We start from the raw sequence: 24,018 nt of genomic DNA, 5'->3' as shown, positions 1-24,018 counted from the left end.
GGCAACAAGAACAAACTTCTTAGTATTCTGTTGTTTATCGGTCATGGTTGGGTTTCAGCACACCCAACCACGCCAAGGCAGAGATTATTAAACGCTGTAGTACAGTTCGAACTCAACTGGGTGCGGCGTCATACGAACGCGGTCAATCTCTGGTTTACGCAGTTCGATATATGCTTCGATAGCGTCGTCAGTGAATACGCCACCACGGGTCAGGAACTCGCGGTCTTCGTTCAGTGCAGCCAGGGCCTCGTCCAGAGAACCTGCAACTTTTGGAATCTCTGCTTCTTCTTCCGGCGGCAGGTCGTACAAGTTTTTGTCCATTGCATCGCCAGGGTGGATTTTGTTGATGATGCCGTCGAGGCCAGCCATCAGCAGTGCAGCGAAGCACAGGTACGGGTTAGCTGCTGGGTCTGGGAAGCGCGCTTCAATACGACGTGCTTTCGGGCTAGCAACCACTGGGATACGGATTGAAGCAGAACGGTTACGGGCAGAGTAAGCCAGCATAACAGGAGCTTCGTAGCCTGGGACCAGACGCTTGTAAGAGTTGGTGGTTGGGTTTGCCAAGGCGTTGATGGCTTTAGCGTGCTTGATAACACCACCGATGTAGAACAGAGCCATTTCAGACAGGCCGCCGTATTTGTCACCAGCGAACAGGTTAGTACCGTCTTTAGACAGAGACATGTGGCAGTGCATACCAGAACCGTTATCACCGAACATTGGTTTTGGCATGAAGGTCGCTGTTTTACCGTAGGCGTGAGCCACGTTATGCACGACATATTTGTAGATCTGAATTTCGTCAGCTTTTTTGGTCATGGTGTTGAAGCGAGTAGCCACTTCGTTTTGACCAGCGGTAGCCACTTCGTGGTGGTGAGCTTCAACAACCAGACCCATTTGCTCCATGGTCAGACACATAGCAGAACGGATGTCCTGTGATGAATCGACTGGTGGAACTGGGAAGTAGCCGCCTTTCAGACCTGGACGGTGACCTTTGTTACCGCCTTCGTAGGCTTTACCGGAGTTCCAGTAAGCTTCGACATCGTCGATAGCAACGTGAGAACCGGAAGTGCTGCTGCCGAAACGGATGTCATCAAACAGGAAGAACTCTGGCTCAGGCCCGAACAGTACAGTATCGGCGATGCCGGAAGAACGCAGGAAATCTTCCGCACGTTTCGCGATAGAACGCGGGTCACGGTCGTAGCCCTGCATGGTGCCTGGCTCAAGGATGTCACAACGAATGATCAGCGTGGAATCTTCGAAGAACGGATCGATCATCGCGGTGCTAGCATCAGGCATCAGAACCATGTCTGACTCGTTAATACCTTTCCAGCCGCCAATCGAGGAACCATCAAACATTTTACCTTCTTCGAAGAAGTCGGCATTGACTTGATGAGCCGGAATGGTGACGTGCTGCTCTTTACCTTTAGTATCAGTGAAGCGTAAATCAACAAACTTCACTTCGTGCTCATTCAGCATCGTCAAAACATGTTCTGCGGACATACTTGGTTCTCCCGATTGGTCATTTATCGTCGTGGAACGAATATCGTTGTGGATTGATGTTGTTGCCGTGAGTAGACTAAAGCTAAAAGTGTGCCAACTTTTTAAATGTGTGCAATGTGTTGCTCCTTGGGGCTTTCTCACGTAAACCCACTGCACCATTATAGTCTAAAGCACCAAAATGGTGCTCCATATGTGAATTATTGCACTTATTTGGTGCATTCATGTTCGCTTGTAGCGCTTTTGCACCGTGAAAGGGATCACAAAGCAGGCAGCTCTAGGTTGTTTATCATAGATGCTTGTGATCTTGTTTAGTCCCTCGATTAATACGTGTACAATAGCGCGCTATTTCTAAATGCCTGAGGCAAAGCTGTGATCGAAAATTTGCGTAACATCGCCATTATTGCGCACGTTGACCATGGGAAAACCACCCTGGTTGACAAGCTGTTGCAACAATCCGGAACGTTCGGTGAACGTGTCGAAGCAACTGAGCGTGTAATGGACTCCAACGATTTGGAGAAAGAGCGTGGAATTACCATCCTCGCAAAAAATACCGCCATTAATTGGAAAGACTACCGTATTAACATCGTAGATACCCCGGGACACGCCGACTTCGGCGGCGAGGTTGAGCGTGTAATGTCGATGGTTGACTCGGTACTGCTGGTTGTTGATGCGATGGATGGCCCTATGCCTCAAACGCGTTTCGTGACCAAAAAAGCGTTTGCCAACGGTCTGAAACCAATTGTGGTTATCAACAAAGTTGACCGTCCTGGTGCGCGTCCTGACTGGGTTGTCGATCAGGTATTCGACCTGTTCGTGAACCTGGATGCGACCGACGAGCAACTGGATTTCCCTATCATTTATGCTTCTGCGCTGAATGGTATCGCGGGTCTCGACCATAACGAGATGGCGGAAGATATGACTCCGCTGTATCAGGCTATTGTCGATCACGTTTCTCCGCCTCAGGTTGAGATGGATGCGCCGTTCCAGATGCAGATTTCTCAGCTGGACTACAACAACTATGTTGGCGTTATCGGTATCGGCCGTATCAAGCGCGGTAAAGTTAAGCCTAACCAACAAGTGACTATTGTTGATAGCGAAGGCAAATCTCGTAACGGTAAAGTAGGTAAAGTTCTGACTCACCTGGGTCTGGAGCGTATCGACGCAACTGAAGCGGAAGCGGGCGATATCATCGCGATTACCGGTCTGGGCGAGCTGAACATTTCCGACACTATCTGCGATCCGCAGAATGTCGAAGCGCTGCCAGCACTGAGCGTCGATGAACCTACCGTTACCATGTTCTTCAACGTCAACACTTCACCATTCTGCGGTAAAGAAGGTAAGTATGTGACGTCGCGCCAGATTCTGGAGCGTCTGAACAAAGAGCTGGTGCATAACGTTGCCCTGCGCGTTGACGAAACCGAAGACGCCGATGCGTTCCGCGTTTCTGGCCGTGGTGAATTGCACCTGTCAGTTCTGATCGAAAACATGCGTCGTGAAGGCTTTGAACTGGCCGTATCACGTCCGAAGGTTATTAACCGTATTATTGACGGTCGTAACCAAGAGCCGTTTGAAAACGTTACGCTGGACATCGAAGAACAGCACCAGGGTTCAGTCATGCAAGCCATGGGTGAGCGTAAAGGTGATGTGAAAGACATGATCCCAGATGGCAAGGGTCGTATCCGTCTGGATTACCTGATCCCTGCTCGTGGTTTGATCGGTTTCCGTACCGAATTCATGACCATGACGTCTGGTACTGGTCTGCTGTACTCCACTTTCAGCCACTACGATGACGTGCGTCAGGGTGAAATTGGCCAACGTCAGAACGGTGTACTGGTCTCTAACGGTCAGGGTAAAGCGGTTGCGTTTGCACTGTTCAGCCTGCAAGACCGCGGTAAGCTGTTCCTCGGACACGGTGCAGAAGTGTATGAAGGCCAGATCATCGGTATTCACTCACGTTCTAACGATCTGACCGTAAACTGTCTGACCGGTAAGAAACTGACCAACATGCGTGCATCAGGTACTGATGAAGCAACCACACTGGTTCCGGCTATCAAAATGTCTCTGGAACAAGCGCTGGAGTTCATTGATGATGACGAATTGGTTGAAGTTACGCCGCAGTCTGTTCGTATTCGTAAACGTCACCTGACCGAAAACGATCGTAAGCGCGCGAGCCGCGGCAGCAAAGACGTCTAATTTCAGACCGATTTGTATTGTCACGCAACAGGGCACCTTCGGGTGCCCTGAATTTTATGCGCTTTCTTCCACTTTAACCTTTCCTTATATTTCCTCCCTGTTCAGTTTCGCCATTTCCCGCTACAGTGAAAATCCTACGATTGCGTCAGGAGGTGGCTGCCATGCTGTATATCTTTGATTTGGGTAATGTCGTCATTGATATTGATTTCAAAAGAGTATTGGGCGTCTGGAGTAATCTGAGCAGCGCACCGCTCGCGACGTTGCAAGAGCGCTTTGTCATGGGAGAAGCGTTTGAACAGCATGAACGGGGTGAAATCAGCGATGAAGAGTTTGCCACCAGACTGTGTCAGGAAATGGGCATCGCCCTGAGCTTCGAGCAATTCACCGCGGGCTGGCAGGCTATTTTTGTCGCGTTGCGCCCTGAGGTTATCGACATCATGCAGCGCCTGCGTCAGGAAGGGCACCGTGTGGTAATTCTGTCGAATACCAACCGCCTCCATTGTTCACACTGGCCTGCATTATTCCCAGAAGTGGGAGCCACGGCTGACAGGATCTATCTGTCTCAAGACATTGGATTACGTAAGCCGGAATTGGCGATTTATCACTATGTCCTGACGCAAGAAGGCGTTACGCCAGATCAGGCCGTATTTTTTGACGATAATTCCGCGAATGTCGATGCTGCACAAAGCCTGGGAATTCACAGCATTCTGGTGACCAATCGTCAGGTGGTGCCAGATTTTTTCGCTATGCAGGCGACGACGGCCAAAGCATGATTTATATCGCAGGAGCGGACACAGCCCCTATTGGGAATGATAACATCAGGAGTAGTTGGGTTTTATGATTGCGCTAATTCAGCGGGTATCCAGCGCCAGCGTTACGGTAGAAGGCAATATCATTGGGGAAATCGATAAGGGTTTGCTGATATTTCTGGGTGTTGAGCAAGGCGATGACGAGCAAAAAGCCACGCGACTCTGCGAGCGCGTGTTGGGTTACCGGATATTCGGTGACGATGACGGGAAAATGAACCTCAATGTGCGTCAGGCTGGCGGAAATGTGCTGGTGGTTTCTCAATTTACGTTGGTGGCTGATACGCAGCGTGGCATGCGACCAGGTTTTTCCCGTGGTGCGCATCCCTCAGAGGCCGATCGCCTCTACCAGTATTTTGTCGGGCAATGTCGTGAGCAAGGCGTTCATACGGAAACGGGGCAGTTTGCCGCGGATATGAAAGTGGCATTGGTGAATGATGGCCCTGTGACGTTTTGGCTGCAAACATAATGTGGCTACAGGCAGAGTGTGGCTACCGCCGTATTGTAAAAAGCATCATTGTCGTTGCCGTTCCGTGTATAAGTTTGTCAGCGGTTTGATCTTATGAACCATGGTGCAATAAAGCATCATCGGCATTGAGGAAGGGTTATGTATCATCTGAGAGTACCTGAAAGCGCAGAAGAACTGGATGCGTACTATCAATTTCGCTGGGAAATGCTGCGTAAACCTCTACACCAGCCGTTAGGCTCTGAGCGTGATGCCTATGATGCTTTGGCACATCACCAAATCGTAGTCGATGAACAGGGGAAGCTGGTCGCGATTGGGCGTCTTTCTATTAATGCGGATAATGAGGCGGCAATCCGCTTTCTAGCCGTTCATCCCGATCTGCGAGGGAAAGGGCTGGGAACACTGCTTGCGATGACTCTGGAGTCTGTCGCGCGCCAGGAAGGCGTCAAGCGCGTAGTCTGTAGCGCTCGCGAAGACGCAATGGACTTCTTCTCCAAGCTAGGTTTTGTTAATCAGGGAGAGATTTTAGCGCCACAAACGACGCCAGTACGGCACTTCCTGATGATCAAACCGGTGGCGACGCTAGATGATATTCTGCATCGTGCTGACTGGTGCGGACAACTGCAACAGGCCTGGTACGATCATATCCCGCTGAGTGAAAAAATGGGTGTGCGGATAAGCCAGTACACTGGGAAAAAATTTATCACCACCATGCCTGAAGCGGGTAATCAGAACCCGCATCACACGCTTTTTGCTGGCAGCATGTTTTCTCTCGCAACGCTCACAGGTTGGGGATTGATCTGGCTGTTGCTGCGTGAACAGCACCTTGGCGGAACCATTATTCTTGCGGACGCGCATATTCGTTACAGTACGCCAGTCAGTGGCCGACCGAGTGCCATTGCCGATTTGGGGTCGCTGAGTGGCGATCTGGATCGTCTTGCGCGTGGGCGTAAAGCTCGTGTGCAGTTAAACGTAGAGCTGTTCGGTGATGACAATAAAGGGGCGCTATTTGAGGGTGTTTACATCGTGCTGCCTGCTCAGCCGGATGCGCCATTAGAAGAGGGTGGATCGGAAGTCGATTAACCCACAGCAGCTTATTATGACGCTCTTCCCATCCGTACATCACGCTTCGCGCTAACCAGCAGTACCTCGTGATATCTGCATCTCGTCTTAGTAAACCCTGTGATTTTCACGGGGTTTACCCTAATGCCGATCATTTAAGGATCGAGATACCGGGTGCTACCACGGTGCGAGGCATCCCTGCGGGAGCCTCATCACCGTGCTTCCCCCTAAAACTATACTTAAGTGGTTAGCATGAGGGTTTACCCTGTTCTCTCAGCAGGCTATGACACTGTGGATGTTTTGCTCATCCGTATTTCGAAAACGTAATATTTATGGCGTTTCCGTGACCGTACCCTGATGCATTTGCTGCCTGATAGGATGGTCGTTGCTATCCACGCCTTGCAGCGTACCGTTTAACGTCGGCTTCAGCGGCGTATCGGCCGCAAGCCGCCCATTTAACTGTAATTGCAAATTCGTGTTGCCTGTCGGCGCAGTTGCGGGTTCTGGCCATCCCCAACGCGTCAGAACATCCAGCGGTACGGCGCGTCCTGTAAACGACAGGCAGAAATTACGAGCGGGTTGCTGATTGATGGTCGCCTTGGCATCCAGCATACCATTTTGCGTAAATGCGCTAAGTTCGTTAATGGCGATCTGATTATCGTCGGCTACCAGTGCCATCGAGGGGCGGCGCACATCGACTTTATTGAACGTCGCATCGCTGGCATTAAGATTCAACGATCCGGTCCACATTCCCCACTGGTGATTACGAGCCAGCAGTAAATCGCTGCCGTAGCCATCCAATGCGGTTAGCTGGAAAGGAAAATCTGGGTTGATATCGATTAGCAAGTTACGATTTGCCGTGAATTTTCGCACATTCACTTCTGACAGCCATGATGGTAGCGTCGCTTGCCAGCGCTGGCGCCAGTCGCCGGGGAGCGTGTATTCCATCCCTGCGACAACAAATTCATTCAGCTGTAGACGGCGATTATTACGTTGCCAATTGCCATTGGTTCGCAGTAGACCGCCTTCCCAGCGGGTAGAGAACTGCTTGATGTTAACGCCTGCCGGTGACAAATCCAGATTCACGATAGGGTCGATAAGATGCATGTTGCCGTTCACAATATCGGTGGCATTGAATGACAGCGTACCCCCTTCGCTCTCCCAGTCATTCTGCTTAAACGTGACATTTTGCAGTGCGACATCCAGATCGATAAATGCCCATCCTGGCCCTTCAATACGAGCATCAATCAGGTCAAAGCGGTTAACCGTAACAGAAGGAAGCTCGGTGACGGGTTGCCAGAAGGCTTCCGGCGTTCTCTGCGTTTGCAAACGAACATTGCTGAGCCGTAGGCTACCGATCTGCCAGCTACCATCTTCTGCGCGGCTGGCGTTGCCTGTTAGCTGCCCTTGAGCGACATCAGCGCCGAAATTGCTCAGAATCAGCTGGTTGTGGTTGATTTCGCCCTGCACCAATACCTGGCTGGCGGGAATATCGTTGAGTTCGAGTGAACGGGCGCTGAGCTGGAACTGCCCTTGTTTGCCCAGTAGATAACCCGCTTCGGGCTGCCACGGCATCATTCCGCCATTTATCTGCTGACCATTCAGACGCCAATCGCCATCCTTTGCCTGCAGTGCCATTGTACGCAGCTGTAGCACATCGGCTTCGATAGGGAGCGTGGCGGCCTGTGAGGACAGGTTTAGTGTTCCGCCTTCCAGTTCCAGGCTAGCGAAATGGCGTGGCTCGGTAATTTGGCGCGCGCTAAATCCGGCTGAAACCTGCTTTGCCGTGAGCGTCGGTGGCTGGTTTTTTTGGCCAAAACTGACATCGGTGAGTTGGATATGATCGACCGTTGACCAGTCGTGATTAATTTTGCCCAGTGACAACTGGTAGTCGGTATTTTGGTTTACCCAATTACTCACCCAGCCTGCCGCCCAACTGGTTTGCAGTAATACATATACGACCACCAGCGCTAAAAAGGCTAGCAGTAGTAGGGTCAGCAATAATTTCCCGATAAATTTCATCGTGTCAGTCCATGCCAATCGTCAGGGAGAACTGTTCTTATGCCGCAATTTCCCTGAAGGCTCAATAGGTAATGCTGTTACAGACAGTAAAAAGCGAGCGGTGTTGCATCACCGCTCGCTTTTACATGAACTGAACAGGAATTATTGCGTGCTGGCGCTATTTTTCTTCGTGTGGGAAGACCATATTCAGCACGATAGCCGTAATCCCGCCAGCGGCAATACCGGAAGACAGCAATGTTTTAATCCAATCCGGTGCGAATTGCAGAATCAATGGCTGCTGTGATACACCAAGACCGACAGCCAGTGACAGCGCAATAATCATGATAGCGCGACGGTTCAGCGGCTCACGGGACACAATGCGCACTCCGGATGCCGCGATCGTACCAAACATCACGATAGTCGCACCGCCCAGAACAGGCTCTGGAATATGCTGTACAAATCCGCTAACGGCAGGGAATAGCCCCAGAGCGATCAGCATCAGCGAAACTACAAAACCGACATAGCGGCTGGCAACACCGGTAAGCTGGATAACGCCGTTATTCTGGCCGAAGCATGAGTTGGGGAAGGTATTGAACACGGCAGACAGGCACGAGTTCAGGCCATTAGCCAACACGCCGCCTTTTAAGCGTTTCATGTACAGCGGGCCTCTGACTGGCTGCTCTGAAACGTCAGAGGTAGCGGTGATGTCACCGATGGTTTCTAACGACGTCACCATGAAAATCAGCATCAGCGGGATTAACAGGTTCCAATCAAAGCCTAAACCGTAATACAGCGGTGTGGGCACCATGATGATTGTATCGTGTGGCGCAGGCGCGCTTTCCGGCAGCATTCCCATCAACCAGGCACCCAGATAACCCACCGCCATGGCAATTACCAGCGACGCGACGCGAAGGTAGGGATTACGCTGGCGGTTAAGCAGAATGATCACCACTAACACCGCACCCGCTAATAGCAGGTTCTTGGGTGCGCCGAAGGTGTTATTACCCATTGCGGCATAGCCGCCGCCGATAGAGGTCAGGCCGACCTGAATCAACGACAGACCAATGATCATCACCACAATACCGGAAACCAGCGGGGTAATGATACGGCGAGTTAAATGCAGGAAGCGTGAAAGAATGATTTCGGTGAAGGAAGCAACCATCAGCGTACCGAACAGTGCTGCCATCATCGTGGGAACATCTGCTCCACCGTTCTTCAGCGCCAGCCCACCCATAATCAGCGGCGTCACGAAGTTAAAGCTGGTGCCCTGAATAGACAGCAGACCAGAACCGACTGGGCCCCAAGTTTTAATTTGTAGAATAGAGGCCAGACCGGAAGCGAAAAGCGACATGCTGATTATTCGCTGTGTATCCTGAGCGGGTAAACCTAATGCCTGACAGATCAGTAGCGCGGGGGTAATCACCGCAACAAACATGGCAAGCAGATGCTGGCTGGCGGCAAACAGCGTCTGCGGCAGCGGCGGCCTGTCTTCAAGACGATAGATGAGTTCACTGCGCTGAGGTGCGGTAGCGGCTTCGGTTTGGGACGTTTCCGTGGTGGTAGTCATGATGTAAGTTGGCGTTCCTGAAACGACAAAGAGCGCATTTTAATGATCTCTTTGTCGAAAGCAAACGTTTGCTAACTCATCTTTTCGATATGAATTTTGTCTGATGAGTAAGACCTTATTATTTAAAGGGATACTTTTAGTAAAAATGAAGAATACTGTGCCGTGATTAGGCGTTGGTGTAGCGGGCGCGCTCTGGTAGCCAGCGTTCGATGAGCGCAATGGCATGCTCGGGATAGTGCTCATGCAGATGGCGGGCAACGCGCTGCACTTGTGGAATCAGTTCCTGATCGCGCAGGAGATCGGCCACCTTGAACTCGGCATTGCCTGTCTGCCGCGTACCTAATAATTCACCCGGCCCGCGAATCTCCAGATCGCGTTGAGCGATGACAAAGCCATCATTGCTATCGCGTAGAACCTGAAGCCGTTTTTGTGCAGTCTTGCTCATTGGCGTTTTGTAGAGCAGCACGCAGTGAGATGCAATCGCACCACGTCCGACGCGCCCGCGCAATTGGTGCAGCTGTGCCAGACCCAGACGCTCTGGGTTTTCAATGATCATCAGGCTGGCATTCGGTACATCCACACCGACCTCGATGACGGTTGTCGCCACAAGCAGTTGCAGTTCACCCTGTTTGAAGGCCTGCATTACCGCCAGCTTTTCCTGTGCTTTCATGCGACCGTGAACCAATCCAACCTTGAGATTTGGCAAAGCAGCCTTCAGCTCTTCGCTGGTGGCTTCTGCGGCCTGCGCTTCCAAGAGGTCAGATTCTTCAATTAGCGTACAGACCCAGTAAGCTTGCCGACCTTCCTGCTGACAGGCGCTATTTACCCGTTCGATGATGTCGCTGCGGCGTGAATCTGGTATGGCGACGGTGGTGACAGGGGTTCTACCCGGCGGCAGCTCATCAATGACAGAGGTATCGAGATCGGCATAAGCCGTCATCGCTAACGTACGGGGAATGGGTGTCGCGGTCATAATCAGTTGATGGGGATGAAAACCCTGTTCTTCACCTTTCTCCCAGAGCGCCAGTCGTTGATGAACGCCAAAGCGATGCTGTTCATCGATGATGACCAATGCCAGTCCGTTGAATTTCACCTGTTGCTGGAAGATAGCGTGGGTCCCAACAACCATGGAAACCTGACCGCTGGCGATGGCGTCCTGCTGTGCCTGACGCGCTTTTCCTTTTTGTTTGCCAGCCAGCCAGCCGACTTCAAGCCCTAATGGTTCGAACCACTGGCGGAAATTATGGGCGTGCTGTTCGGCCAATAGCTCTGTTGGTGCCATCAGTGCGACCTGTTTACCGCTGGCAATGGCACGTAATGCGGCCAATGCGGCGACCAGCGTTTTCCCTGACCCCACATCGCCTTGTACCAGACGCATCATCGGGAAATCTTTCGCCATATCCGTTTCAATCTCAGCTACGACACGATCTTGCGCCTGCGTGGGTGTGAACGGTAGGGCGGCGAGCAGTTGCTGTTTCAGACTGTCCTTTGTCGGTAGCGGCGACGCTTTATGTCGCTGTTCCCCTGCCCGCACGGCGAGCATACTCAGATTATGCGCCAGCAGTTCTTCCATAATTAGCCGCTGCTGTGCTGGGTGTTTCCCATGCTCAAGCTCGCTGAGTTGCATATCCGGTGGGGGGCGATGTAACGTGCGCAGCGCATCCGGCAGGCTAATGAGCGATCGGCTTAGTGATTCAGGCAGTAACTCATCGATGTGGTTTGCGGCGAGCAGCTCCAGCGCCTGATCGGTAAGTTTGCGGAGTGTCGCCTGGCGAATTCCCTCTGTGGAGGGGTAAACCGGTGTGAGCGATTCCTGTAGCTCAACCTGCGTGCTATCTCCCTGAACACGGTATTCAGGATGGATGATTTCCGCGCCGATTTTGCCACGCTTGATTTCGCCATAAGCGGTAACACGTTGTCCCGGCGCGAGGCTGTTTTTCATCGCTGCGCTGAAATTGAAAAAACGCATGGTCAGCAGACCGCTGCCGTCGCTGATTTGGCAGGTCAACATACGGCGGCTGCCAAAGGTGATGTCGTTGCGTAGGATTTCACCTTCCACGGTGGCATACATACCGGGAAGGAGGTCGCCAATCGGATAAAGGTGCGTGCGGTCTTCGTAGCGTAAAGGCAAGTGCAGCAGGAGATCCTGTACGGTTTCCAGCCCGAGTCGGGCGAGTTTTGCTGCCTGACTGGCACCCACGCCAGCAAGTGTGCTCAGCGGTTGGGTGTTTAGCAGGCGGCCTTTCATCAGCACTCTGACGATTGCATCGCGGCCCACCACGGGGTATCCGCTACAATCTGACCCTGATGGTCAATATAAGGCCGAGGCAGCCCTTTACGTTTTGCAACTCGCGCGAGTACCGGATAGCCCCCTTCAAACAGCAGGCGCTGCTGCTCTTCTTCATCCAGTGGGCTGTCTTCACGCTGATACATGCCAGCGTTCTGGCGCTGGCGCTGTGCTTCATACAGGATCAACGCAGAGGCCACGGAGACATTCAGAGACTGCACCATGCCGGTCATCGGTATGATGATATCTCTATCTGCTAGTTTGAGCGCTTCAGCAGTAATTCCGGTTTTTTCTTGTCCGAGCAGAATACAGGTCGGGCGGGTGTAATCAATTTCCCGAAAATCGACCGCGTGTTCAGACAAATTGGTCGCCAGAACCTGCATCCCCTCATTCTTCAGGTGGCCGACCGCATCATGTATGGTGCGATGGGTTTTAACTTCTACCCAACTATTACTGCCCGCGGCGGAGGAAACCAGCGTTTTCATTCGGCTGGTGGGCCAAATTGCATGAACCTGATGTACGCCGACGGCATCCGCAGTACGGATAACGGCAGAAATGTTATGGGGTTTATGCACCTGCTCCATGCAAACCGTCAGATCGGGCTGACGACAGTTCAGCATTTCTTTTATGCGGGCATAACGTTGAGGGGTCATGACGATTAATTTCGGTTACGGTTAACTTTGATAACATCCGGCATCACGCGAATTTTACGCATAATGTTGGCCAGATGAACGCGGTCGAGGGTGGTGAGGCGGATAAAAGCGCTGTATACGCGGCCGTCCCTCTCTTCCGTATTGATGCTCTGAATATTAGAGTTCGCGGCGTTGATCGCTGCCGTCAGATTCGCGAGTGCGCCCTGATGGTTGAACATATCCACTTTGATTTCGGCGATGAACTCTTGTTCCGTCACTTTATCCCATTCGACTGCCATGAATTTTTCAGGTTCTTTCTGATAGCCGCGAATGTTGCGACAGGATTCATGGTGAATCACCAGCCCTTTACCGGGGCTGACGTGGGCAATGATCGGATCGCCTGGGATGGGGCGACAGCATTTGGCAAAGGAGAGCATTACGCCATCGGCGCCTTTGATCGGAAGCTTGCGTAACCCGGTAGTTCCCAGTTCAGATTGCTCATTCAGCAGATTTTTTGCCACAACGACGCTCATGGCATTACCCATACCAACTTCGGCCATCAGATCGTCCAGCGTAGCGAGCTTCATGCGCTCAAGCTCAAGCTGAATCGACTTTTCAGGGATATCGGAAAGTTTGCGGCCGTTGCCTAATGCGTGGTTCAGTAAACGACGTCCGAGGCTCACGGAATCATCACGCTTGAGGTTTTTCAGCATCTGACGAATTTTGGAACGCGCTCTGGAGCTAACCACAAAGTTAAGCCACGCGGCATTCGGTCTGGCACCCGGTGCGGTAATGATTTCAACGGTTTGGCCGCTGGTGAGCGATTGTGACAGCGGATAAGGCTGACGGTCAACGCGCGCGCCGACGCAGGCGTGGCCGATATCGGTGTGGACCGCGTAAGCGAAATCGACAGGCGTCGCGCCTGCGGGGAGTTCTACAATGCGGCCTTCCGGCGTAAAGACGTACATCTCGTCAGGGAATAGATCGGACTTAACGCTTTCGATAAATTCAAATGAGCTACCGGCGCTTTGCTGGAGTTCTAGCAGGCTTTGCATCCAGCGCTGCGCGCGTACCTGTGCGGTGGTGCTGCTCTCGCCTTCTTTATAAGCCCAGTGCGCGGCAACACCCATTTCCGCCATTTGATCCATGTCATCGGTGCGAATTTGTACTTCGACCGGCACGCCGTGTGGGCCAATTAGAGACGTATGCAGTGATTGATAGCCGTTAGCTTTGGGAATGGCGATATAATCTTTCACTCGGCCCGGACGTGGCTTATACAGGCTGTGAACCTGACCGAGCACGCGATAGCAGGTGTCCAACTCTTTGACGATGACCCGAAACGCGTAGATATCCATGATGGAGTGAAAACGCTGTTCTTTCAGGTGCATTTTGCAGTAGATAGAGTACAGGTGTTTTTCACGACCACTGACGCGGCAGGCAATCCCCGCTTCCGTCAAGCGCCCTTCGATTTCCGTCAGGATTTTCTGAATCATTTCCTTGCGGTTACCGCGCGCAGCCTTAACGACCTCTTTAATTACGCGATAACGATTCGGATACAGTGCCTCAAAGCCCAGTTCTTCCAACTCGGTTTTGAGGTGATGGATACCCAGTCGGTGTGCCAGCGGGCTGTATATTTCCAGCGTTTCGCGGGCAATGCGGCGACGTTTGTCTGGGCGTAATGACCCCAGCGTGCGCATGTTATGGGTACGGTCTGCAAGTTTGATCAGGATGACGCGAATATCTTGCACCATCGCCATGATCATTTTGCGAAAGTTTTCAGCCTGCGCTTCTTTCTTATCGCGGAACTTTAGTTTGTCCAGCTTGGAAACACCCTCTACCAGTTCAGCAACGCTTTTACCAAAAAGCTGTTCCATGTCCTGATAGGTGGCGGGGGTGTCCTCTATAACATCATGCAGCAGTGCTGCCATCAGCGTTTCGTAATCGAGACGCATCTCCGCCAGAATACAGGCGACGGCAACAGGGTGTGTGATATATGGTTCACCGCTGGAGCGAGTCTGCCCCTCGTGAGCATCACGTGCAACCAAATAAGCCTGCTGTAAACGTTTGATCTGATCTTCGGGAAGATAACGTTGAATCAGCAGATTAAGGCTTTCAAAAATGTACAAGGGCGACTCGTGGTGTGATTAACGGCGGCCTTCAGCAATTGCGGTGACCGCTTGAATCTCTGCGGCTTCCTGCTCTTGCTGTTCCTGACGGTCACGAACATCCAGAATCTGGTTGTTGATCAGACCGTCTTCGATCTCACGCAGTGCGATCACGGTGTACTTATCGTTTTCTTCAGGAACCAACGGATCTTTGCCGCCAGTCTGGAGTTGACGGGCGCGACGAGCAGCGACCAACACCAGGTCAAAACGGTTACCAATTTTCTCTACAGCGTCTTGAACAGTTACGCGTGCCATAATGTGCTACTCCACAGGAAATAAAATGACTGGGCATCATACTGAAAGAGGCGTCAGTCTGCCAATAGTTTGGTGATTAATGCATCATGCCGAACCTTTTGTCTGCTCAAACGCAGACGTTCGGCGCGAATAATGGTTTTCAGATCGAGCAGCGCCAGATCGAAATCATCATTCACAATCAGGTAATCATACTCGCCGTAATGCGTCATTTCAGCCACGGCCTGCGACATCCGGCGGGCAATGACCTCATCGCTGTCTTGTCCACGACCACGTAGACGGCGAGCCAGTTCTTCTTTTGACGGCGGCAGAATGAAAATACTGCGCGCGTGCGGCATTTTGGCGCGGATTTGCTGGGCACCCTGCCAGTCGATATCCAGAAAAACATCAACGCCTGTCGCTAATACCTGCTCAATTGCTGGTCGGGATGTACCGTAGTAATTACCGAAGACTTCAGCGTGCTCCAGGAACTCACTATCCTGAATCATACGTTTGAATTCATCGACTTCGACGAAGAAATAGTGTTCGCCGTGGTTTTCTCCCGGTCGTTTCGCTCGTGTGGTATGCGAAATCGATACCTGAGTGTCGTAAAGCGGCTGCGTTTTTAATAATGCCTGAATCAGGCTGGATTTCCCGGCCCCACTGGGAGCAGAAACGATATATAACGTGCCTTGAGCCATAATGAAGTTTATTTACGTTACGATGGTGGATGTTGATATACCCGTTATACTTCAAGCTACATGTGCGTTGGCTTCCTCGCTCACCCCAGTCACTTACTTGAGTAAGCTCTTGGGGACTCACTGTGTCGCCGCCTTCCTGCAACTCGAATTATTTAGGGTATATGCAGCAGGGACATGCGCATTTCTCCGCATTATACACGCCAATGTGCCATCAGTCGCGCTACGATAAATTCTCCGCAGATTGTTTTTCCGTTATGCCATCGGGCAAATCTTTTTCCAGTGTTTCTTTTTTAGAATGCGAAGCATATTCCTGTCTTTCTTGTCGGGGTTGCAAACGATAAATCATCTTGCGGCGCGCTTGGCATTTCTCTTTTTCTCGCCTCGTATTTTCCCCTCCGTTGCTATGTACTGCGGCCATTCGCTAATGGATGGCTGGAGGTTCTATGTGGCTCAGGAACAGCGTCTTTTTAATTATCATTGTTGCTGGTGGTATCAGCAGTCTCCCTGCTGCGGCCAGAGCGTGTCCCGACTGGGATAACACACGTTCGATCAAGGAAATTGATGTATTACGTCAGCAGTTAGAACAGTGGGATGACGTGTATTACACCGAAGGGAAAAGCCCGATAGAGGATGATGTTTATGATCAACTGCGGGAACAGTTAAACCAGTGGATGGGCTGCTTTCAGCCTCAAAACGTGATTCCCGCTCGGTTACCCGATAATGGTAAGCAGCCTCATCCTGTTGCTCATACGGGATTGAAAAAATTGTCTGACCGCGGGCGGTTGGTGCAATGGATCACACAGCGTGAGGATTTATGGATTCAGCCAAAAGTTGATGGTGTGGCCGTCACACTGGTCTATCAGCACGGCAAGCTTGTGTCTGCGGTTAGCCGAGGCAACGGCCTGCAAGGTGAGAATTGGACCGAAAAGGTTCGCCTGATTCCAGAAATTCCTCATTTATTAGACGGCGCACCTTCCTCATTGGTATTACAAGGGGAGCTTTTCCTGAAGATGACCGATCATCAGCAGCACACTCAGGGCGGCGTTAATGCACGCTCGACGGTGGCAGGAGAAATGCGTCGTCATCAGCCATCCCCTGTGTTGGCGCAGATTGGCCTGTTTGTTTGGGAATGGCCGGATGGCCCACAAGCGATGCTCGAACGGCTGAAAAAATTGAAGGAAATGGGGTTTGCCATGACAGCAGACTATACCCATGCCATTACGTCATTCGCCGATGCTGAGAAATGGCGTCATCAGTGGTATCACAGCCCACTACCTTTTGTGACGGATGGTGTGGTTATCCGCCAGACTAAAGAACCGCAGGGGCGCTATTGGCGTAACACCTCGGCCGACTGGGCGATCGCATGGAAATATCCGCCTGTTCATCAGGTTGCGGAAGTCACCGATGTTGCATTTTCTGTCGGACGTACAGGTAAGATCGCCGTGGTGTTGAAGCTTAGTCCTTTGAAATTGGATGATAAATCGGTCAGTCGAGTGAATGTGGGTTCGCTGTCTCGTTGGAAGCAATGGGATGTGTTGCCCGGCGATCGGGTAAGTGTCAGCCTGGCCGGGCAGGGGATTCCACGTTTGGATAATGTAGTATGGCGTGGGACTGAACGGCCCATCATCGTTTCGCCTGATGAACATAATTTCCATGCTTTTAGCTGTTTTCATTATAGTGTAATTTGCCAACAGCAATTTCTGGCGCGCTTAGTCTGGTTGAGTGGCGAACACGGTTTAAATCTGGCGGGAATGCGTGACGGGATGTGGCTACGCTTGATGCAACATGATTTACTGGGGGATGTGCTGTCGTGGTTATCTCTGACCGAGCCACAGCTTAATGCCATCAACGGTATGGGTGATAAGCGGGCGCGAGATATTTACACGAGTTTCCAGTCGGCACGACAGAAGTCGCTATCCCATTGGCTACTTGCACTGGGCATTCCTGTTCCTCGTTCGGCAATTAATGCATTGGATAATGTGGATTGGGTGGCATTACAGCAACGGACGGCGCAACAATGGCGGCAGTTCTCGGGCATTGGGGAACGACGTGCAGAAGAGATTATGGCGTTCCTGAATCACCCCATCGTGGTGGAATTAATTGCCCGGTTGGATCGTGAGGGAATACATAGATAAGCAACGGTGGTTTTTCAGTAAATATTGGAATCGCACTTTTTATTTTTTAGTAGTTCCATTCACATAAAAGGACAATTTTTTTCTGTTTCCCCTGCTTAATCATAAGTAAAATTTACCAATTAAACGGTGTGAGCCTATTTGCTGTTTACGATATAAAAATGCCTGAGAGTCTGATTATTTCCGTTGAACTCAGACATAGGGATGTTGTCGTATAGCTTCAGATAATAAGAAAGGTTTTGTTGGAGCACTTGTCATAATGAAGTTTGTAGCATCTTTTTCGCAACCCAAGTTATCGTTTGTCCTGGCAGTTTATATTGGCCTTTTTCTCAATATCTCAGTGTATTACCGTCGGTTTGATTATTTTTCACTCTCTGCTGGTAGCCAGGTTCCAACATTCATTCCCGCTCTTGTCGAATTGACTGCGAGTATCTTATTCACCTTTTTCCTGATGAGGATCATTTCTCTCGGGGGACGTCGTTTTTATCGAGTTATTGCTTCTTTCTTAGTGCTGATTTCCGTTGCTGCAAGCTATTACATGACGTTTTTTAATGTCGTGATCGGCTATGGGATTATTGCAGCGGTCATGACCACGGATATTGATCTTTCTAAAGAAGTTATTGGTTTTCGTTTTTTCCTGTGGATGCTGTTGGTAAGTGCGCTGCCGCTGTTTTTGATCTGGAAAAACTCGCTGCGTCATACGCTGATCGAGCAGCTTAAATCACCAGGAAAGCGTTTGATTCCTCTTTTGGTTCTTGTGGCTGTCGTTGCGTTGGTTTGGATGCCGCTTCGCTATATGGATAACATTCAGGCAGTGTCCGAGCGAGAATCCAATGTGGATTTGCCCAGCTATGGTGGCGTCGTGGCTCACTCGTATCTGCCTTCTAACTGGTTATCCGCATTAGGGTTATTTGCGTATACCAAGTTTGACGAGAGCCTGGACTCTTCTAATCTTTTCGATCCAGCTCAGCATTTTACCTACGTCCCGCCGAAAGGCATTGACGATACCTACGTGGTTTTCATTATTGGTGAAACAACCCGCTGGGATCACATGGGGCTATTAGGCTACGAAAGAGATACGACGCCGAAGCTGTCAAAAGAAAAGAATCTGGTCGCATTCCGTGGCCAATCGTGTGATACCTCAACCAAGCTTTCCATGCGTTGTATGTTTGTGCGAGAAGGCGGTACGGAAGACAACCCGCAGCGAACGCTGAAAGAACAGAATGTCTTTGCCGTAATGAAAGAGTTGGGCTTTACCTCCGAGCTGTTTGCTATGCAAAGTGAGGTGTGGTTTTACAATAGCATTGAAGCGAACAACTATTCTTTCCGCGAAATGATTGCATCAGAGAAGCACAATGACGGCAAATCAGTGCAAGATATGTTGCTGGTTGATGAGGTCAAGGAATCGCTGGCACGCTACCCTAAAGGCAAGCATCTGATTGTGCTGCATACCAAGGGTTCTCACTACCTGTATTCCATGCGGTATCCACGCAGCTATGCGCGCTATCAGCCAGAGTGTATGGGCGTTGATGCATCCTGTACGCGTGATCAGCTGATTAATGCTTTTGATAATAGCGTGCTCTATACCGATAGCTTTATTGATAGCGTGATCGATCAGGTTCGGGATAAGAAAGCTATTGTGTTTTATGCTTCCGATCATGGTGAGTCCATCGATGATAACTACCATTTGCATGGTACGCCGCGTCAGATGGCGCCGCCTGAACAGTTCCGTTCACCGATGATGGTATGGACATCAGATAAATTTCTGGCTGACACCGATAATCTGCATGCGTTTGAGCAGTTGAAGGCGCAACAGCGCGTTGGCAAAACACATCGCCATGAAGAGCTGTTTGACACGGTTCTCGGATGTCTGGGATACACGTCGCCTGATGGCGGTATTAACCCTAAAAATAACTGGTGTCAGAAACCCGCTATACCCTAAATAATTCGAGTTTCAGGAAGGCGGCAAGCGAAGGAGTCCCGATGAGCTTACTCAGGTAAGTGATTCGGGTGACTGAACGTCGCCAACGCACATGCAACTTGAAGTATGACGGGTATAATTGACATGAACCACAGACAAGGATGTCGGGTTTCAGGCTGTAAATACAAGGAATGGATACTTTAACAGCAGCCAGAATCCTTTTGCGAAAAAGGTATTGACGCTCTAATAAGGTAGCAGTAATATGCGCCCGCATTCGGCGAGTAGCGCAGCTTGGTAGCGCAACTGGTTTGGGACCAGTGGGTCGGAGGTTCGAATCCTCTCTCGCCGACCAACATTCTTCCCCAGTAACTCATTTTCATTTTTCATCCTGCTTCAACATCGTCTATTCATACCGTTCGTTTCTAAAGTACTCATGTCTAAAACTAGTCATTTATAAAAATACTCCTTCAAAGAACAGGGTTTTTTATCAGTATTCTTTGGCGTTGAGTATTGCCATATTTTCCCAGCGTTTAGTTCGGAATGTTCCCAAAAACAGAGTAAAAAAGTGCGCGTTAATTACCCTGAATGATTCTTATCCTTTTGTTTTTTAATGATTAAAATAATAATTCTTCTCGTTGTTTAAAAATAAGACTGACTTTACCTCGCCGTATTTAAATGTAAGTTTGTGTGCGGCCAACATTCGCGATAGTTATATATTCGCTTTGTTGAAACCGTCTTTTTTATTCAAACATGGAAGATGTTTCGATCATGAAAAAAACAACACTGCTGCTTTCCACTCTGATTGCTTGTGCTATGGGAATGTCTGTTGCTCAGGCGACACAAACGGTGTCCTTGGGTTATGCCCAGGCGAAAGTCGATGATTTTAAAGATCCAAAAGGGATTACGGCCAAATACCATTATCAGGGTGATTCCGCTCTTGGCATTATTGGCTCTTTCACTTATGTGAGCGCGGAACAAACAGAGTATTATCAGAATTCAAGCAATGATGTTTATAAACTGAAATATTATTCACTCATGGCTGGCCCATCTTACCGCTTTAACGAATATGTCAGTGTTTATGGTTTGGCGGGTATTGGCCACGGTAAATCCAGTTGGGAAGAAGGAGATGCTTTCCGTGAATCTGGTAGTGAAAGCAAATCCAGCTTTGCTTACGGCGCTGGTATCCAAATTACGCCAGTAGCCAACTGGGCAATTGATATTGGCTACGAAGGCACAAAAATTTATGAAACGCGTGTAGATAGCTTTAATATTGGCGTCGGTTATCGTTTCTGATTTTCCTGACATAGAAAACCGGTGGACAGGCTTCCGCCGGTTATTACTTATTTTCCCCTTCCACGTTTTTATTGATAAAACTCTCAATCGATTTATTACCATTATAGTGAAGCCAGACATGCAACGATTCATTGTCCATCGGCTTAGCATAAAGGAATCCCTGTATATATTTGACACCGCGCCGCTGTAAATACATGAGTTGCTGTTCGGTTTCCACGCCTTCCGCGATGGATTGAAGCTTGATGCGATGGCTTAAATTAATAATGGCATCAAGAATAGGAGCTTCTTCGTCCGGAGATGAAATCGCACTGACGAATCCCTGATCTATTTTCAGGCAATCCAGCGGAAAATTTTGCAGATAAGAGAGTGAACAGTGGCCAGTGCCAAAGTCATCGATGGCAATCATAAAGCCATCTTCACGCAACTGATGCAGGCGCTGTATGATTTCAGGACCGTTGCTGATGAGGTTACGTTCTGTGAGTTCCAGCGTAATGCTTAATGAATGTGAGGCGACCTTCTCCGCAAAGCGATGTACGTCTGGTACGAAACTTGGATGATGCAAATGCTCGGCTGCAACGTTGAGCCCCAGATGAAATCCGGGTTTCACCTGCCAGCTGGCGATATCGGATGCGACCAGATCAAATAAATGCCGAGTGATGGGGATGATCATACTTTCTGCTTCGGCGGCAGAGATAAATACATCGGGTCTAATCCACTGGCCATTACTGCGCCGCCAACGGAGTAATGTTTCAACGCCAGTGCAGGAGTGCGAATCCGCATCATAGATTGGCTGGTAATATACGGAAAATTCGCCGTTAGCAATGCCTTTACGGATTTCATCGCGGAATAATAATTTACGTTTTTGCCAGTACCACATCGCCGTAGTGAAAAGCAGAGAGAGAATCATTGCCAGTGGCAGAAACGTGAAAAATGCCTGCTTCCAGTTCGTTATTTCCTGAGAGGCGGGGGCGATAATATGGATAGTAATGGGAAAGCGGTCCGATTTGATTTCAAGCGCAGAGGTAGAAAATAAGCCGGCGCGAGGCGCAATTGTCGGGCCAGTTTGAATTGGGTGACCATTATCCATTTGCAGAATGAGTTCATAGCCCCGGATTTGGCTAATCGCAATCATAAGATCAATGAGGTATTGCGCATCGACCATAGCGTAAGCGCCGTAACCCGTGAGGGGCATCTGGACGAAAATCAGCGCTGGGCGTCCTTTTACGTTGTCTGAACCTGCGATCGACAGGCTCCAGCGTTCAGAATAGGTATCCGGCAATGGTTGTTGAATGATGCGGCTTATTGGCGTCAGTGTGCTACCAAAAGTTGAAGAGCAATAGACGTCGGTATTATGAGTCACGCCAATCGCACGAAAGTAAGAAAAAATCGAGCCAAGACGTTGCAGTTCATCGGCAATGACGTTGCAGGGCTGACCATGAAAGTGCTGGAGGCGATCCACCATCTTCCATGCTTGTGTCGAAATATTCTCAGCATGATTCATGGCAATTTGCGCGGTGGATTCCAAATCGCGCTTTACCATTAATCTGGACTCTACAAAAGTGAACAACAATCCGAGCAGCAATGGCAGCATACCTGCGACCAGTAACTGCAACATATTGATCTTATGCTCACTACGTCTGGGACTCATTCACATCTCCTTTCTGGCAGCAGAGGCCTATGTAGAGACGTCCTTTTCTCCGTGAATTCAAGGAGAGCGCTGAATAGTGGTTATTATAGTGCCTATTTGCTGAAAGGCAGAGCCTGCGCGCAGGCCCATGCCGAACTCCAGGCCCATTGGAAATTATAGCCGCCGAGCCAGCCAGTTACATCAACTACTTCACCGATGAAATACAGCCCCGGCACCGCGTTAGCTTCCATGGTTTTGGAGGAGATGGCTCGGGTATCGATGCCGCCGATGGTCACTTCAGCCGTGCGGTAACCTTCTGTGCCGTTTGGCTGAACGCGCCACTGTTGCAGGCTCTGTTCAATCTCTGTTTGCTGTGCGCTGTTGAGCTGTTTCAACGTGACGTCCGGCAATTGTCCTAACGCCTGTAGGCATTCGACCAGTCGTTTAGGTAGCCACTGTGCCAGCGTGTTTTTCAGGCTTTGATTCGGATGAACTGTGCGTTCGTCATTGATAAGCTGGGTGAGATCGCAGTCGGGCAGTAAGTTGATGGTGACGAATTCACCGGCCTGCCAGTAGCTGGAAATCTGCAAAATAGCGGGGCCAGAGAGCCCGCGATGCGTGAACAGGATATTTTCACGGAATATCACGCCGTTTTCTGCGGTGACGATGGTAGGCACAGAGACGCCGGAGAGCGTTTGCAACTGTTCGAGCAAAGGCTTGTGCAGCGTAAAGGGCACTAGCGCAGCGCGGGTTGGGAGTACGTTGATATCAAATTGTGCGGCGAGCTGATAACCGAACGGCGTCGCGCCCAAGCCAGGCATTGACAGGCCGCCGCAGGCAACGACCAGCGATGCGCTTTGGAATGATGTCCCGTTGCTCAGATGGATGGTGAACCGATCGTCAGATTTCTCCACCGAGGTAACTTCGCTGCGCAGACGGAGAGTGACGTTAGCCTGCTCGCACTCAGTTACCAACATGTCCACGATTTGCTGTGCGGAATCATCGCAGAATAGCTGGCCGAGCGTTTTCTCGTGGTAAGCGATGCGGTGGCTGTTGACCAGACTAATGAAATCCCATTGGGTATAACGCGCCAGTGCCGATTTACAAAAGTGAGGATTCTGGGACAGATACGCCGCCGGTTCCGCATACATATTGGTAAAATTGCAGCGACCACCGCCGGACATCAATATTTTCCGGCCAGCCTTCTTGCCGTTATCGAGCAGTAGAACACGCAGCCCGCGTTGTCCTGCCTGTGCGGCACAAAACATGCCTGCTGCACCGGCACCGATGATGACAACGTCAAACTGTTCCACAATGCATTTCTCCGATGAGTGATTTTATCTTCTTGGATTGCCGCAGGCTGATAAACCATGGGGCGGCAAATTGTAGTGATGGTTTGTGTTCGATACCAGCGTAACAATTTGCATAATTTAGTAA

17 protein-coding genes and 1 tRNA gene are annotated in these 24,018 nt (G+C 50.4%); 8 read left to right on the top strand and 10 right to left on the bottom strand.

Annotation, left to right across the window (positions count from 1 at the left end; all coding sequences use genetic code 11):
• Positions 1 to 87 precede the first annotated feature (87 nt).
• Positions 88 to 1,497, bottom strand: coding sequence for a glutamate--ammonia ligase (glnA, locus tag DUT67_RS21855; RefSeq protein ID WP_048258103.1), 1,410 nt, complete (start codon positions 1,495 to 1,497; stop codon positions 88 to 90).
• A gap of 369 nt (positions 1,498 to 1,866) precedes the next feature.
• Here glnA and typA point away from each other — a divergent pair, with 369 nt between their 5' ends.
• The 4 genes from typA to fabY all read left to right on the top strand — a co-directional run bounded on the left by typA (position 1,867) and on the right by fabY (position 6,045).
• A complete protein-coding gene (gene typA / locus DUT67_RS21850) occupies positions 1,867 to 3,690 on the top strand; it encodes a ribosome-dependent GTPase TypA (RefSeq protein WP_048258105.1) in 1,824 nt (607 codons plus the stop codon).
• Between the two features lie 161 nt (positions 3,691 to 3,851).
• Positions 3,852 to 4,463 (top strand): glucose-1-phosphatase, encoded by a 612-nt coding sequence (yihX, locus tag DUT67_RS21845; protein ID WP_113626040.1) that lies wholly within the window; start codon positions 3,852 to 3,854, stop codon positions 4,461 to 4,463.
• Positions 4,464 to 4,527: 64 nt separating this feature from the next.
• Positions 4,528 to 4,965, top strand: a complete 438-nt coding sequence (dtd, locus tag DUT67_RS21840) for a D-aminoacyl-tRNA deacylase (RefSeq protein ID WP_113626039.1) — start codon at positions 4,528 to 4,530, stop codon at positions 4,963 to 4,965.
• Between the two features lie 138 nt (positions 4,966 to 5,103).
• A complete protein-coding gene (fabY, locus tag DUT67_RS21835; protein ID WP_113626038.1) occupies positions 5,104 to 6,045 on the top strand; it encodes a fatty acid biosynthesis protein FabY in 942 nt (313 codons plus the stop codon).
• A 309-nt stretch (positions 6,046 to 6,354) separates the two neighbouring features.
• On the opposite strand, the gene DUT67_RS21830 is transcribed toward fabY, so the two are convergent.
• The 7 genes from DUT67_RS21830 to gmk all read right to left on the bottom strand — a co-directional run bounded on the left by DUT67_RS21830 (position 6,355) and on the right by gmk (position 15,608).
• The gene (locus tag DUT67_RS21830; protein ID WP_113626037.1) at positions 6,355 to 8,046 is read right to left on the bottom strand and encodes an AsmA family protein; all 1,692 of its coding nucleotides are present in this window, start codon (positions 8,044 to 8,046) and stop codon (positions 6,355 to 6,357) included.
• A gap of 157 nt (positions 8,047 to 8,203) precedes the next feature.
• Complete coding sequence (locus DUT67_RS21825) at positions 8,204 to 9,592, bottom strand: NCS2 family protein (protein ID WP_113632077.1); 1,389 nt, start codon at positions 9,590 to 9,592, stop codon at positions 8,204 to 8,206.
• 166 nt (positions 9,593 to 9,758) lie between these two features.
• On the bottom strand, positions 9,759 to 11,840 hold the full coding sequence (gene recG, locus DUT67_RS21820; protein ID WP_113626049.1) for an ATP-dependent DNA helicase RecG: 2,082 nt from the start codon (positions 11,838 to 11,840) through the stop codon (positions 9,759 to 9,761).
• Positions 11,840 to 12,532: a tRNA (guanosine(18)-2'-O)-methyltransferase TrmH gene (gene trmH / locus DUT67_RS21815; RefSeq protein ID WP_113626035.1), complete on the bottom strand. Its 693-nt coding sequence runs from the start codon at positions 12,530 to 12,532 to the stop codon at positions 11,840 to 11,842. The genes recG and trmH overlap by 1 nt, the downstream gene beginning before the upstream one ends.
• Positions 12,533 to 12,537: 5 nt before the next feature.
• Positions 12,538 to 14,637, bottom strand: a complete 2,100-nt coding sequence (spoT, locus tag DUT67_RS21810) for a bifunctional GTP diphosphokinase/guanosine-3',5'-bis pyrophosphate 3'-pyrophosphohydrolase (RefSeq protein WP_048258114.1) — start codon at positions 14,635 to 14,637, stop codon at positions 12,538 to 12,540.
• A gap of 18 nt (positions 14,638 to 14,655) precedes the next feature.
• The gene (gene rpoZ / locus DUT67_RS21805; RefSeq protein ID WP_011091685.1) at positions 14,656 to 14,931 is read right to left on the bottom strand and encodes a DNA-directed RNA polymerase subunit omega; all 276 of its coding nucleotides are present in this window, start codon (positions 14,929 to 14,931) and stop codon (positions 14,656 to 14,658) included.
• A gap of 53 nt (positions 14,932 to 14,984) precedes the next feature.
• Positions 14,985 to 15,608, bottom strand: coding sequence for a guanylate kinase (gene gmk / locus DUT67_RS21800; protein ID WP_048258116.1), 624 nt, complete (start codon positions 15,606 to 15,608; stop codon positions 14,985 to 14,987).
• A gap of 443 nt (positions 15,609 to 16,051) precedes the next feature.
• Between gmk and ligB the strand changes: the two genes are divergently transcribed.
• From ligB to DUT67_RS21780, 4 genes are all read left to right on the top strand, one after another.
• Complete coding sequence (gene ligB / locus DUT67_RS21795) at positions 16,052 to 17,743, top strand: NAD-dependent DNA ligase LigB (protein WP_113626034.1); 1,692 nt, start codon at positions 16,052 to 16,054, stop codon at positions 17,741 to 17,743.
• A gap of 256 nt (positions 17,744 to 17,999) precedes the next feature.
• Complete coding sequence (eptB, locus tag DUT67_RS21790) at positions 18,000 to 19,682, top strand: kdo(2)-lipid A phosphoethanolamine 7''-transferase (protein WP_113626033.1); 1,683 nt, start codon at positions 18,000 to 18,002, stop codon at positions 19,680 to 19,682.
• Between the two features lie 254 nt (positions 19,683 to 19,936).
• A tRNA-Pro gene (locus DUT67_RS21785) sits at positions 19,937 to 20,013 on the top strand.
• Between the two features lie 416 nt (positions 20,014 to 20,429).
• On the top strand, positions 20,430 to 20,954 hold the full coding sequence (locus tag DUT67_RS21780; protein WP_048258290.1) for an Ail/Lom family outer membrane beta-barrel protein: 525 nt from the start codon (positions 20,430 to 20,432) through the stop codon (positions 20,952 to 20,954).
• 43 nt (positions 20,955 to 20,997) lie between these two features.
• On the opposite strand, the gene DUT67_RS21775 is transcribed toward DUT67_RS21780, so the two are convergent.
• Complete coding sequence (locus DUT67_RS21775; RefSeq protein WP_048258120.1) at positions 20,998 to 22,602, bottom strand: EAL domain-containing protein; 1,605 nt, start codon at positions 22,600 to 22,602, stop codon at positions 20,998 to 21,000.
• Positions 22,603 to 22,694: 92 nt separating this feature from the next.
• On the bottom strand, positions 22,695 to 23,894 hold the full coding sequence (locus DUT67_RS21770) for an NAD(P)/FAD-dependent oxidoreductase (RefSeq protein WP_048258122.1): 1,200 nt from the start codon (positions 23,892 to 23,894) through the stop codon (positions 22,695 to 22,697).
• Positions 23,895 to 24,018: the final 124 nt, after the last annotated feature.

The sequence above is a fragment of the Pectobacterium peruviense genome (assembly GCF_003312355.2).
Lineage (GTDB): Bacteria > Pseudomonadota > Gammaproteobacteria > Enterobacterales > Enterobacteriaceae > Pectobacterium > Pectobacterium peruviense.
Note: the sequence above shows the minus strand (reverse complement) of the source record. Positions and strands in the feature narration are given on the sequence as shown.